Below are 13,480 nucleotides of genomic sequence, written 5' to 3' on the forward strand. Positions count from 1 at the left end.
GATGGGCACACTCAGGGGGCCATCGGCCCCCTTCTCGTTTGTATCGCCTTTACAGCATATGGCCATCCGGCAGATTGCCTGCGATGGCAACCCCACTCACTCGATGTCAGCGGAGAACTCCCGATGAGCCACACTCTCAACGCAGCCCTAGTGGGCTATGGCTTTGCAGGCAAGACCTTCCACGCCCCCTTCCTCTCCACCACGCCGGGCTTGTCCCTGAGTTGGGTAGTGAGCCGCGATGCCGCCAAGGTGCAGGCCGATCTGCCCGGCTGCCGGGTCGGCTCACTGGAGGAGGTACTGAGCGATGAGACCGTCGATCTGGTGGTGATTGCCACCCCCAACGACACCCATGCCCCCCTCGCCCGCCAGGCGCTGCTGGCAGGCAAACATGTGGTGATCGACAAGCCCTTTGCACTGGATCTGGCCGAGGCGCAAGCGCTGGTCGAGCTGGCCGAAAAGCAGCAGCGGCTGCTCAGTATCTTCCACAACCGTCGTTGGGACGGGGATTTCCTTACCGTGCGCCGTTTGATTGCCGAAGGGACGCTGGGGCAGATCGCCCAGTTCGAATCCCACTTCGATCGCTATCGCCCCGAAGTGCGCCAGCGCTGGCGCGAAGCGGGTGGCCCGGGTTCTGGCCTCTGGTTCGATCTCGGCCCCCACGTGCTGGATCAGGCACTGCAGCTGTTCGGCCAACCGGACTGGCTGCAGGCCGATCTGGCCGAGCAGCGCACTGGCGCACTGGCGGACGACTACTTCCATGTGGTACTGGGTTACGGTGCTCTGCGGGTTATTCTGCATGGCAGCTGTCTGGTTTCAGCCACCATGCCGCGCTTTGTCATTCACGGCAACCAGGGCTCATTCGTGAAATTCGGTATGGATGTGCAGGAAGATCAGCTCAAGCTGGGCAAGCGGCCACCGGCGGCGGATTGGGGCATTGATAGTGAACCCGGTCAGCTCAGCCGCATTGTCGATGGTCAGTTACAGCAGCAGAGCTTGGTGGGTGAGGCGGGGGATTATGGCGCCTACTATCGCGGTGTCTGCGCCGCCATCAAGGGCGAGGGAAGCAACCCGGTGCCAGCAAGTGAAGCGCTGGCGGTGATGGCGCTGCTGGATCTGGCCCGTCAGAGCCACCTTGAGGGAAAACGGCTGCCCTGTCAGAAGCTGTCTGACTAAGGTGCGGGTCATCGGCCGCTATTGACCAACCTTGACCTTGTTAAACCGCCACAAGATGGCAGCAATGTGGTGTTTTATTGTGCAATCAGCACCATTTAGCGGCATCTTGTATTGATATCAGTCGTTGCAGTGGAGCTTTTTATCCACGGCACGAAAAAATGTCATTGTGATATCCGTTTTCATCGGTAACTAATGGGGCTATATTGCGGCCGCCTGCTGCCTCCCGGCTTCTTGTTTCAATACCGGGCAACGGTGGGCGCTGTGATGGTTGCACAGACCATCTCTCCATATTTATTTGAGGGAATGCACATGAACAAAGTACTGGTAGCCGGTATCCTGGGTCTGATGTTGACTGCTTGCGGTCAGAAAGAAGAAAAAGCTGCCGCTCCTGCTGCTGCTCCGGCCGCCGAAGTTGCTGCCACTGTAGAAAAAGCCGCTAGCGAAGCCACCTCTACCGTAGAGAAGGCCACCTCTGAAGCGACTGCAACCGTAGAAAAAGCTGCTACCGAAGCCGCTACCAAGGTTGAAGCTGCAGTGAGCGATGCCAAGGCCAACTAAGCCTGCACCTCATTCGAAGACGGGTCCGAAGGCAACTTCGGGCCCGTTTTTTTATCTATCGCTCAGGGCGCCGGATTAATCAGCGAGGTGAGGATGTGATCCTCCCAGCAACCATTGATCATCAGATACGCCCGCGCGAATCCTTCCCGCTCGAAGCCGAGCCGCTCCAGCAAGGCACCGCTACGCTGATTGGCAGGCATATAGCAAGCCATGATGCGATGCAGATCGTGCTCCTGAAACAGGTAGTCGATGGCGGCTGACAGCACCTCTCTCATCACCCCCTGCCCCTGATGCTGCTGGTCGATGGCATAGCCCAGATGACACGCCTTGAAGACTCCCATCAGGATATTGCTGAAATTGCAGGTGGCGATCACCCGCTCGCCAGCCGGATCGAGGGCCACCAGATTGACACCGGTGCCGTTGAAGAACTGGCTGTAGCTGTCCTGCAGCCGGGCATGCCAGTACGAGAGGGTGTAAAACTGCTCGTCCCGAAGCGGCTCCCAGGGGGCGAGATGGGCGCGGTTGCGCCGGTAGAAGTCGAGCATCATGGGGGCCTGATCCGGCGACAGTATGGTCAGGTGGGTGCGGGCCGTCTTGATATGTGGCAGCGCCATCAGGACTCCCTCTGTCTTAGCCACTCGTCACGCAGCAAGCTGTAGTGGGCATGGTCCACAATCCGGTTGCCCAGCCGCTCTGCGCGACGGGTCACCCCCTCCTGCTGCATCCCGAGCCGTTCACAGACGGCTCTGCTGGGCTCGTTATCGGTGGCAGCGCTGATCTCCACCGTCTCCATCCCCATCTCCTCGAAGGCGTGATGGATCAGGGCCTGACAGGCCCGGGTGATGATGCCGTTGCCCTGCCAGCGCTCCGCCAGCCAGTAACCGATGACCACCTTGCCAAGGTCATGATCGATGCTGTTGTAACCGATTACGCCGACCACCTCCCCCTGATACTCGATGGCGGTGGTGAGCCCCTCGCCGCGGGCGAACTTCTCGATGGCACTGCAAATGAAGAGGGTGCTGTCGACGGGGCGCTGGATCAGTGGCGGCCAGGGTAGCCACTGGGAGAGGTACTCCCGGTTGTCATTGCAGAGGGCAAACAGTTCGCTCGCCATATCGGGCTGCAAGAAGAGCAGCGCAAGCTCGTCGTCCAACTGCCATGAAAACATGGGATTCTCCTTTCAAATCAGTGATCAAATCGCGAACCAGCACCCAATGTAGCCAATCGCCACTGGCCGCGCCAGCCACTTTTACGGCCCTCCTCCGGCAGGCTTCGCAGAGGGTGACAGCGCACGATCTATCCTCCCTCAAAAGAGGAGGGTGGGTGTCTGAAACCGGATAATGCTCTCCACATGGCGCCGAAGAATGCCCCCAAACGGCACTTTGGCAGATCCTGCTACCCCTTTGTGCTGCGCTGTCACTTTTGACAGGGGGCACTTTCCCCCACCGGCACTAGCTTCAAAACGCCCGACCTTCGGTCGGTTTATCAACCTCATCGATTTAAGGAAAGAAGAGATGAATAAAATTTATCTGGCCGTTGCGCTGGCCTGCTGGGGAAGCGCCGCACTGGCGGCGCAAGAGGTAGAGATCAACGTAACAGCAAACGGCATCCGGGCCATGACAGGCCTCAGTGCCGCGAGTGGTACCTTGCAGCTGGAAGATGGCGAGTTTCGTCAGGTGCGGGTGGTCAAGCTGCCCAACGGCCAGCAGCGGATCCGCTACGAGCAGGTCTGGAACGGCATCCCGGTAATGGGTCAGGTGGTGGTGGTTGACAAGAGCCTGAACGGCCAGCTGCAACAGGCCAGTGGACGCATGCTGCGCCAGATCGATCAGGATGTGGCAAGCCCGGCCGCCACCCTCTCGCCACAGGATGCCGCCAGCAAGGCCAAGGCGGGCAGCAAGGGGAGCAACGAGCAGGTCAAACTCTACGTGATGCAGGATGAGAACGGGCTGGCCCGGCTGGTTTATCAGGTCTCCTTCATCGCCGAAGGTGACAAGCCAAGTCGCCCCTTCGTCATTCTTGATGCCCAGAGCGGTGAGGAGCTCAAACGCTGGGAGGGGATCAACCACAAGGATGCCACTGGCCCCGGGGGCAACATCAAGACCGGCAAATACGTCTACGGCACCGACTTTGGTCCGCTCATCGTGGATGACAACTGCCGGATGACCAGCCCCAACGTCGATACCATCAACCTCAACCACGCCACCTCAGGCGGCGCCATCCACCAGTTCACCTGTCCGGAGAACCGGGTCAAGGAGATCAACGGCGCCTACTCGCCCCTCAACGACGCCCACTACTTCGGCAACGTGGTGTTCGACATGTACCGCAACTGGTACAACACGGCGCCCCTCACCTTCAAACTGAAGATGCGGGTTCACTACAGCAAGAATTACGAGAACGCCTTCTGGGATGGCAGCCAGATGACCTTCGGTGACGGCGCCACCACCTTCCACCCGCTGGTGAGCCTCGATGTGGCGGCCCACGAGGTGAGCCACGGCTTCACCGAACAGAACTCCGGGCTGATCTATTCAGGACAATCCGGCGGCATCAACGAGGCCTTCTCCGATATGGCGGGTGAAGCGGCCGAGTTCTACATGAAGGGGAGCAACGACTGGCTGGTCGGTGCCCAGATCTTCAAGGGTAACGGCTCCCTGCGTTACTTCGAGGATCCGACCCGGGATGGCAGATCCATCGGCCATGCGGCGGATTATCAGGAGGGGATGGATGTACACCACAGCTCCGGGGTCTACAACCGTGCCTTCTACCTGCTCGCCACCAGCAGCGGCTGGAACACCCGCAAGGCATTTGAAGTGTTCTTGCTGGCCAACCGCCTCTACTGGGGCGCCAACACCAACTACCAGCAAGGGGCCTGCGGCGTCAGCCGGGCGACCGCTGATCTGGGTTACAGTCAGGCGGATGTAGCACGGGCCTTCCAGACCGTCGGGGTTGATGCCAGCTGCGGCACCACGCCGCCACCGAGCGACAATGTGCTGCAAAACGGCGTGCCAGTGAGCAACCTCGCCGCCAGCAAGGGTGGCAAGCTCAACTACACCCTGAACGTACCGGCGGGCACCAGGTCGCTGCAGATCAGCAGCAGTGGCGGCACCGGAGATGCCGACCTCTACGTCCGCTTTGGCAGCGCCCCCACCAGCAGCAGTTACGACTGCCGTCCCTACAAGGGGGGCAATAACGAAAGCTGCTCGTTCACCAATCCCAAGGCGGGCACCTGGCATGTGCAGCTGTCAGGGTTTTCCGCGTTCAGTGGCGTAACCCTCAAGGCCAGCTACTGATCCACCCGATGCGGGCCTTGTCCCGCATCGCTCTACTCATTGCGCCACCGTTTCGCCAGCGTGCGGGCGGTGGCCAACACGGTTTCCCGGGCCGGGTTGGGCCGCTTGCCACCGCGCCACGCCATCATCACATCCCAATGCTCTTGCGGCAGATTGCGCACATCGAGCCTGACCAGCCGCCCCACCTCCAGATCCCGCTTGATGGCCAGCTCCGGCATCAGGGTGATAAACCCGTGTTCCAGCGCCAGATCCCGCGCTGCACTGGCGGGTTGCACCGCATGCAGGGGGCTGGCCGCCCGCCGCAGCCGCCGCAACTGCTGGATAAAGACGTCACACCCCGGCCCCCACACCTGAGGTGCCAGCCGCTGGTCGGCAATATCCTCCAGCGTGAGGCCGTGACAACCGGCCAGCGGATGCAATGGCGAGGCGATAGCGATAATGGGGGAGCAGCAGAGCAGCTCCATCTGCAGGCCCGCAACCGGCGGGCGCTTGAGCACAAAGCCGATATCGGCCTCGCCGGTCAGCAGCGACTGCATGATCTCGCCGGAGTGATCCGTGGTGCAGCGGATCTCAAACGGCTCGTCCACCAGCTCCATCAATAGCGAGCCAAACACCACCGAAGTGAGGGATGGCAGGCTGGAGAGACGGAGACAAGGCAGCGCAGGCGCCCCCTGCAGTGCCAACCGTCCTTCACTCAGAGTGGCCAGCGCCGAGCGGGCGGCAGGGAGAAACTCCTGGCAGGCACGGGTCGGCGTCACCCCGCGCCGATGACGCTGAAACAGCGGTGCCCCGAGGCTCTCCTCCAGCTGGGCAATCCGCTGGCTCACCAGCGGCTGTGACCAGCCACGAATGGCCGCCGCCTGACTGAAGCTGCCCAGCTCGGCCACATCCAGCAGCAGTTGCAGATCGTCCAGATCCATAGACATAAATAATCCTGATATGAAATATAGGTAGTTGTCGTCTACCACTATATCTAAACCCTCTCCAGAATGAAGGTATCTGTGAATGAGAGGGCGTTATGGTCGATAGGGCGAGGTTTTGGGGACGCTGGTTTCTGGCGCTGGATACCACACTGGTGATCCTGGGTTTCTTTGTGGTGATGCCGATGATCAGCCTGCGCTTCGTCGATCAACTCGGCTGGGCCGCCGGTCTGGTGGGGCTGGCCCTCGGCCTGCGCCAGCTGACCCAGCAGGGACTGGGGATCTTCGGCGGCTCGCTTGCCGACCGCTTCGGCGCCCGCCCGCTCATCGTCACCGGCATGCTGCTGCGGGCGGTGGGCTTCGCCACCCTGGCCTGGGCCGACAGCGGCGCCATGCTGATCTTTTCCTGCTTCCTCTCCGGACTGGGCGGTTGCCTGTTCGACCCGCCACGGGCCGCACTGGTGATCAAATTTACCCGTCCCCATGAGCGGGGCCGCTTTATCTCCCTGCTGATGATGCTGGAGAGCGCAGGCGCCGTCACCGGAGCCCTGCTCGGCAGCTGGCTGCTGCGCTTTGACTTCACCTACGTCTGCCTGCTGGGCGCCGGACTCTTCACCCTGGCGGCTCTCTGCAACTGGACCCTGCTGCCCGCCTACCGCCTCTCGGTCAAACCGACTCCGATGCGGGAAGGGTTGGGACAGGTGCTGGCAGATCGCGCCTTCTGCCGACTGGTGCTGATCCTGAGCGGCTACTACATGCTGTGGGTACAGGTGATGCTGATTTTCCCCATTCTGGTCAAGCAGCTCTCCGGCACCACCACGGCAGTGGGCTGGATGTACAGCCTGGAAACGGCGCTGTCGCTGGCACTGCTCTACCCTATCGCCCGTTTCAGCGAGCGGCGCTATCGGCTGGAGAGCCGACTGATGGCAGGCATCCTGCTGATGACGGTGGGGATAGGGCTGGTCGCCTTTGTCAGCACCCTCTCCGGCATCTTCGTGCTGCTGGCCTGCTTCTATCTGGGGATCATCATCTGCGAACCGGCCCGGGAGACCCTGATGACCCGGCTGGCCAACCCCACAGCCCGCGGCAGCTACATGGGCTTCAGCCGCCTCGGACTGGCGTTGGGGGGCATGACCGGCTATGTGGGCGGCGGCTCCCTCTATGACTTCTCGCTGCAACAGGGACAACCGGCCCTCCCCTGGCTGGTGCTGGGCACCATAGGCGTCGCCACCATGTTGCTGTTGGCCCGCTGCTTCTCCCGCCGCCCGGAGCTCGCTATCAGAGCCGCCGCCTGACGACCGCCCCACCTGCGGCAGCCCAATCAACGGGGCTGCCGCTCACCCCATATTCTGCAAGTCATCACAGCAAAAGGTTGCGAATTACAACTTTTACGCTATTTTAGTTGTCATGCACAACTAAAAAGGAAACCACGATATGGATCCCCGTCCCCTGCGCGCCCTGTCGCGCGATCTGGTTCGCGAACTCGGCATGCTCTCCCAGCAATGCGGCAATCTGGCCCTCACCCCCATCGAGGCTCACCTGCTGATCGAGCTGGAAAACGCCCCGGCCACCAACCAGCAGCTGGCAGAAAAGCTGCACATCGACAAATCCAACGCCAGCCGTCCGCTGGCGCGCCTCGCCGAGCGGGAGCTTATCAGCTGGCACCCGCATCCCTCCGATGGGCGCAGCAAGGAGGCCCGCCTCACCGTCAACGGTCAGGGGATGCTGCTGGAGTTGCACCGGGAGATGGACGGGGCGATGGAAGAGATGCTGGCGCAGTTGAGCCTGCCCGAGCGAGAGCAGCTGTGGCAAGGGCTGCGGCTCTATCGCAGCGCCCTCTCCCGCGCCCGTCGCCAGCGGGGTTACCAGATCCGCCCCATCACGGCGGCGGACAATGCCCAGATCGCCTTGGTGATCCGCGCCGTATCAGCCGAATATGGCCTCACCGCAGACAAGGGCTATGGGGTATCCGATCCCAATCTAGACACCCTCTCCCAGAGCTATCAGGGGGAGAAGAGTCGCTACTGGGTCATCGAAGGGCTGGACGGTTCCATCCTCGGCGGTGGTGGTATCGCGCCATTGGCAGGGGAAGAGGGAGTCTGCGAGCTGCAGAAGATGTACTTTATGCCCGCCCTGCGCGGACTGGGCCTTGGCAAACGGCTGGTGTTGCAGGCACTGGATGCCGCTCGTGGTTTGGGCTATCGCCGCTGCTATCTGGAGACCACTGAGGTACTGCGCGAAGCCACCAGCCTCTACGAATCACTGGGCTTTGAACACCTGCCCGGCCCCCTTGGCTGCACCGGCCACGGGGATTGCGAGATCTGCATGGTGCTGACACTGGGGTAGCCCCCTCATCCCCAACCCTTCTCCCGCAAGGGGAGAAGGGGGCAAAAACACTTCCGCGATCTTTCAGGCAGACCTCTGATGGTTCCCTCTCCCTCTGGGAGAGGGCTAGGGTGAGGGTTGCTTGCGACTGGTATATGCTGAAAAATTCCCCCCTGCATCCCTCCTTAAACAGGCAAAACGGCACAAAACAAGAGACCCAGCCGAAGCTGGGTCTCTTTGATTATCTGCCAACAGGCAAACAAACCGTTATCAGTGCTCGCGAGTCTGGCGGAACTCCACGTCGGGGTGACGCTCCTGAGCCAGGCGCAGGTTGACCATGGTCGGCGCGATATAGGTGAGGTTGTCACCGCCATCGAGGGCTAGGTTGACCTCGTTCTTGCGCTTGAACTCTTCGAACTTCTTGACGTCGGTGCCTTCCACCCAGCGGGCGGTGGAGACGTTGACCGCCTCGTAGATGGCCTCGACGTTGTACTCGCTCTTCAGACGAGAAACCACCACGTCAAACTGCAGCACACCGACCGCACCAACGATGAGGTCGTTGCTGATCAGCGGACGGAACACCTGCACTGCGCCCTCTTCGGAGAGCTGCACCAGCCCCTTGAGCAGCTGCTTCTGCTTGAGCGGGTCGCGCAGGCGGATGCGGCGGAACAGTTCCGGTGCAAAGTTCGGGATACCGGTGAACTTGAGATCTTCACCCTGGGTGAAGGTGTCGCCGATCTGGATGGTACCGTGGTTGTGCAGACCGATAATGTCACCGGCGAAGGCGTCTTCCGCCTGCTCACGGTCACCGGCCATAAAGGTCACGGCATCGGAGATGTTCACATCCTTGCCGATACGCACATGGCGCATCTTCATGCCCTTGCTGTAAGTACCTGACACGATACGCATAAAGGCGATACGGTCGCGGTGCTTCGGATCCATGTTTGCCTGGATCTTGAACACGAAACCGGAGAACTTCTCCTCGGTCGCTACCACTTCGCGGCTCTCGGCCTTGCGCGGCATGGGAGACGGCGCCCAGTCAGTCAGACCATCCAGCATGTGGTCAACACCGAAGTTACCCAGTGCAGTACCGAAGAAGACCGGGGTCATCTCGCCAGCGATAAAGGCATCGTGATCGAACTCGGGAGAGGCGCCCTGCACCAGCTCCAGCTCGTCACGCAGTTGCTGAGCCAGATCTTCGCCGACGGCGGCATCCAGATCCGGGTTGTTCAGCCCCTTGACCACCCGCTTCTCCTGGATGGTGTGGCCCTGACCGCTCTGATAGAGATAGGTCTCATCCTTGTAGAGGTGATAGACACCCTTGAAGGATTTGCCACAGCCGATAGGCCAGGTGATGGGGGCACACATGATCTTCAGCTCGCGCTCCACCTCGTCCATCACTTCCATCGGATCGCGCACTTCGCGGTCCAGCTTGTTCATGAAGGTGAGGATGGGTGTATCACGCAGACGGGTGACTTCCATCAGCTTGCGGGTCCGGTCTTCAACACCCTTGGCGGCATCGATGACCATCAGGCAGCAGTCGACCGCGGTCAGGGTACGGTAGGTATCTTCAGAGAAGTCCTCGTGACCCGGGGTGTCGAGCAGGTTGACCAGACAATCGGCATAGGGGAACTGCATCACCGAGGTGGTGATGGAGATACCACGCTGCTTCTCCATCTCCATCCAGTCGGATTTGGCGTGCTGGCCCGAGCCACGGCCCTTGACGGTACCGGCGCGCTGAATGGCCTGTCCGAACAACAGGACTTTCTCGGTGATGGTGGTTTTACCCGCATCCGGGTGCGAAATGATCGCAAAAGTGCGTCTCTTGGAGACTTCACTCAGAAATTCAGCTGACATAATTCAACGTTCTTCTATTGAGCGGTGGCATCAGCCACCGTGGGAATAAATCCGGAATGCCGCTCACGGCACATGTATACGCAACGAAAGCCACGCCAGCTGGCGTGTTGCCAACCTGGTGGAGAGAGGGAGGAGGGTTGCGTTACATGGGTCTTCTCGCCTGAGTCAAAGCAAAATTGCGCGACATTATACCCGCGCGAGTGAAAAATACCCAGCCTGACAAGAGATGATAATTTGGCCGCACATCCGTTCCACAGGTTCCAACTGAACAGAAAATCAAACACTCCGAATCGGATGGCAGCATCCGGATCACGTGGACTTGGCCCCCTCCCCATGCCAGCAACAACCACTCTTGATAAATTTTCATACTTGGACTTTCCCTATCCAGCTACAAATATGTAAATCGTATCTACATAATGGAGAGGTCATTACATGAAACATTCCACCCTGCACAATCAACAGATCGTCATTATCGGTGGTACCTCGGGTCTTGGCCTAGCCACCGCCCAACAAGCGATCGAGCAAGGCGCCAAGGTCATTATCGGCGGTTCCAGCCGTGAGCAGCTTGCCACAGCACTGGCTGAACTGGGCCCAAGTGCCAGTGGCCATCAACTGGATATTCTCGACGTCGACTCCGTCAATCACTTTTTCAGCCAGCTGGATTCGCTGGATCATCTCGTCATTACCGCCGCCGTCATGCGACCAGGCAGCTTTCTCACCGCTGCCATCGAGGATTTGAAAATCAACATGGACAGCCGCTTCTGGGGAAGTGTTCATGCGATCCGCGCCGCAGCACCCAAACTGTCCGAACGCGGCTCCATCGTGCTCACGTCCGGGATGGTGACGCGCCGCCCGCAACTAGGTAAAGCACTCCCTGCCGTTGCAGCTGGCGCGGTTGAAACGCTGGCTCACAGTCTGGTTACCGAGCTGACCCCCCGTCGGATCAACGTCATCAACCCGGGCCCCATGCGCACTCCCATGCTGCTTAAAGCGCTGGGCAATGACCCACAAAAAGTGGCTGCCGTGGCGCAAAGCCTGCCGTTGAAACGCTTGGGAGAGGGAGAGGATTATGCGCAGGCCGCGCTATTCCTGATGAGCAATAACAACATGAATGGTGAAGTGCTTCACCTCAATGGCGGCACTGCCTGGGCATAACGCCCTTCTGACGGTCTTCTGCGCTCGTGATTGCCAATCTGTCATCGCAGGCAAGAACGAGCGCAGGGGACGAGTCCCATCGCCGTATCAGAGTGCTCCCAAATGGCGATGACATCCTGCTGAGTGACAATACCCAGCCCGTCACTCGTCTGTTTCCACCCGGTTGCGCCCCGCCTCTTTCGCACGATACAGCGCATTGTCGGCACGCTGGATCAAGGCCGCCAGATCCTGATCATCGTCTCGCAGAGAGGCACATCCGATACTGATGGTTACCGGGTACGACATGCCGGGCAGCGCCCGGTTGGCGACCGAGTGACGGATCCGCTCAGCCACCCGGCACGCCTCTTCAAGGCTGGTATCCGGCAGCAGGATCAAGAACTCCTCTCCGCCGGTACGCCCCAACTGATCCTGGTGTCGCAGCTGTCGATCTGCCGCCCGAGAGACCCATTGCAGCACCCTGTCTCCTTGATGATGTCCTAGGGTATCGTTGATCCGCTTGAAGTGATCGATATCGAACACCAGCAGACAAAATGGCGTGCCCTGCCTGCGAGCCAGCGCCAACATATCGCTGCCCTGCCGTAGCACGCGACGGCGGTTGTTGATGCCGGTCAGCTCATCGGTAAAGGCCAGACGACGCATCCGACGGTTGCGATCAAGCAGCCACCCCATCGTCAGCAGCGCCAGTACCCCGCAAAGCACCATCACCACCAGCAGCCAGAAACGACGCTCCTTGACCTGCTCCAGCTCCTGCTGCTGCAACTGCTGCTCGACTCGCAGTCGCTCGTTCTCCCCCTCCTGACGGGCCAGCTCGAACTCGCCGCGAACCCAGGCCGTGCTCTGTTCCCGTAACAGCTGATCGAGCCGCTGCTCCTGCACCAGATGCTCCCGCAATGCGGCCAGTGCCGCCGGATAGTCGCCTTGCAACTCAAGCGCCCGACTGCGTACCCAGTAGAGCTCGAGCAAAAAGCGTACGTGCCCTTCCACCTTCAAAATCGGCTCAATCTTCTCAAGCGCACGCAAGGCTGGCGCCGGTTTCTGCTGTTCGACTCTCAACCTCGCGCGCACCAGCTCGAGATGCGCATGGAGGATGGGGTCAACGTCGGGAGAGAGCACCTTCGCCGCTTGTGCCAGCAAGCGTCCGGCATCAGCGGGGCGATCCAGCCCGAGCAGAGCCTCGGCCTGCATCACCATGCGTTCGGCATGCTCAATCAGATATTGAGGCTGATTATAAAAGGCCGCACTGCGTTCAAGCTCGCCCAGCGCATCCTGATAACGCCCGGTCTGCAGATAGACCATCGCCAGTTGATCACTTAGCCTTGCCGAGCCAAATCCATCGTGGCTCCTGGCAAAGTGTTCGCTCAGCCGGTTGAGGGTGGCGAGCGCTTCGGCATAGAGGCCCATACGACGAAATGTGGCTGCAATCTCGAGCTGCGCCTGGTGATACCAGGTGGGCAACCCCAGCTGCTCATAGATATTGTGCGCCTTGGTGAGATCCATCAGCCCCTGGCCTGAGACCCCCTGAAACGACAGCATGGCCCCTCGGCGGGCCAGCGCCAGCGCCTCCAGCTTCGGCAAGGCGGCCTCTCTTGCCAGCCGCAGCCCCTCATCGTAATCGTGACGAGCCTTCGCTACCTCGCCGAGCAGCTGATTGAACCAGCCGCGGCAAATCGTCAGCTCCGCCACGGCGGCGTCATCACCCTGCTCGCGCGCAATGGCCAGCATCCGCTCCGCATTGGCGATGGCGGTACGGGACTCCTGCATGTCATCGGCCGATTGGGCCCAGCAAGCCAGACGACTGATCCGCATCTGCTGCGACGGCGGATAGGCGTTGCCGTCCCGCTGCAAACGGGCAAGGCGCTCCCGCAACAACTCGATCGGCTGATAGACCCGCTCCATCCCTCCCAGTTCATTTTCCAACTGCTCGGGGGACAAGGGTTTGGCTGCCAGCCCGAACACTGCCAGCAACAGCAGCAAGGCAAGTCGGCTCATACACACTCCGGATCAATGGGAAAGATCATCGGGCAAGCCGATGCCGGAAAATCATCATCTTTTCCCCTGTAACAATGGTTGTAAAGGCTATCATCCGGACAGAGAGCCCAAATGGCAGGCTAGTCACATTTTACTGCGATATCATCGCGTTGGAATGAAAGCGGGGACGCACAGCGAAAAAGAGGAGCGGGATAACAACCCAAGAGGGGTTGC

Annotated in this window: 11 protein-coding genes; 6 read left to right on the forward strand and 5 right to left on the reverse strand. The window is 60.4% G+C overall.

The window, feature by feature from the left end; all coding sequences use genetic code 11:
- Nucleotides 1-123 precede the first annotated feature (123 nt).
- Nucleotides 124-1,173, forward strand: a complete 1,050-nt coding sequence (locus WBR25_RS17680; RefSeq protein ID WP_479748776.1) for an oxidoreductase — start codon at nucleotides 124-126, stop codon at nucleotides 1,171-1,173.
- 309 nt (nucleotides 1,174-1,482) lie between these two features.
- Nucleotides 1,483-1,731 carry a hypothetical protein gene (locus tag WBR25_RS17685; RefSeq protein ID WP_005340533.1) on the forward strand — a complete coding sequence of 83 codons (249 nt, stop codon included), beginning with the start codon at nucleotides 1,483-1,485 and terminating at the stop codon, nucleotides 1,729-1,731.
- Nucleotides 1,732-1,793: 62 nt separating this feature from the next.
- Here the strand turns inward: WBR25_RS17685 and rimJ are convergent, their stop codons facing one another.
- Both rimJ and WBR25_RS17695 read right to left on the reverse strand, forming a co-directional pair.
- The gene (rimJ, locus tag WBR25_RS17690) at nucleotides 1,794-2,345 is read right to left on the reverse strand and encodes a ribosomal protein S5-alanine N-acetyltransferase (RefSeq protein WP_479748778.1); all 552 of its coding nucleotides are present in this window, start codon (nucleotides 2,343-2,345) and stop codon (nucleotides 1,794-1,796) included.
- Nucleotides 2,345-2,899, reverse strand: coding sequence for a GNAT family N-acetyltransferase (locus tag WBR25_RS17695; protein ID WP_479748780.1), 555 nt, complete (start codon nucleotides 2,897-2,899; stop codon nucleotides 2,345-2,347). Before WBR25_RS17695 ends, rimJ begins: the two co-directional genes overlap by 1 nt.
- Nucleotides 2,900-3,245: 346 nt before the next feature.
- On the opposite strand from WBR25_RS17695, the gene WBR25_RS17700 reads away from it, so the two are divergent.
- Nucleotides 3,246-5,021 (forward strand): M4 family metallopeptidase, encoded by a 1,776-nt coding sequence (locus WBR25_RS17700; RefSeq protein WP_479748782.1) that lies wholly within the window; start codon nucleotides 3,246-3,248, stop codon nucleotides 5,019-5,021.
- Between the two features lie 32 nt (nucleotides 5,022-5,053).
- On the opposite strand, the gene WBR25_RS17705 is transcribed toward WBR25_RS17700, so the two are convergent.
- Nucleotides 5,054-5,947 carry a LysR family transcriptional regulator gene (locus WBR25_RS17705; RefSeq protein WP_479748784.1) on the reverse strand — a complete coding sequence of 298 codons (894 nt, stop codon included), beginning with the start codon at nucleotides 5,945-5,947 and terminating at the stop codon, nucleotides 5,054-5,056.
- Between the two features lie 92 nt (nucleotides 5,948-6,039).
- On the opposite strand from WBR25_RS17705, the gene mdtH reads away from it, so the two are divergent.
- Both mdtH and WBR25_RS17715 read left to right on the forward strand, forming a co-directional pair.
- Nucleotides 6,040-7,236 carry a multidrug efflux MFS transporter MdtH gene (gene mdtH, locus WBR25_RS17710; RefSeq protein ID WP_005340523.1) on the forward strand — a complete coding sequence of 399 codons (1,197 nt, stop codon included), beginning with the start codon at nucleotides 6,040-6,042 and terminating at the stop codon, nucleotides 7,234-7,236.
- A 139-nt stretch (nucleotides 7,237-7,375) separates the two neighbouring features.
- Complete coding sequence (locus tag WBR25_RS17715) at nucleotides 7,376-8,287, forward strand: bifunctional helix-turn-helix transcriptional regulator/GNAT family N-acetyltransferase (protein WP_479748786.1); 912 nt, start codon at nucleotides 7,376-7,378, stop codon at nucleotides 8,285-8,287.
- Nucleotides 8,288-8,536: 249 nt separating this feature from the next.
- Here WBR25_RS17715 and prfC read toward each other — a convergent pair whose 3' ends face one another.
- A complete protein-coding gene (gene prfC, locus WBR25_RS17720) occupies nucleotides 8,537-10,126 on the reverse strand; it encodes a peptide chain release factor 3 (RefSeq protein WP_085942998.1) in 1,590 nt (529 codons plus the stop codon).
- Nucleotides 10,127-10,555: 429 nt separating this feature from the next.
- Between prfC and WBR25_RS17725 the strand changes: the two genes are divergently transcribed.
- On the forward strand, nucleotides 10,556-11,278 hold the full coding sequence (locus WBR25_RS17725) for an SDR family oxidoreductase (protein ID WP_064338778.1): 723 nt from the start codon (nucleotides 10,556-10,558) through the stop codon (nucleotides 11,276-11,278).
- Nucleotides 11,279-11,419: 141 nt separating this feature from the next.
- On the opposite strand, the gene WBR25_RS17730 is transcribed toward WBR25_RS17725, so the two are convergent.
- Complete coding sequence (locus WBR25_RS17730) at nucleotides 11,420-13,267, reverse strand: tetratricopeptide repeat-containing diguanylate cyclase (protein WP_479748788.1); 1,848 nt, start codon at nucleotides 13,265-13,267, stop codon at nucleotides 11,420-11,422.
- Nucleotides 13,268-13,480: the final 213 nt, after the last annotated feature.

The sequence above is a fragment of the Aeromonas sp. MTB genome, assembly GCF_056632455.1.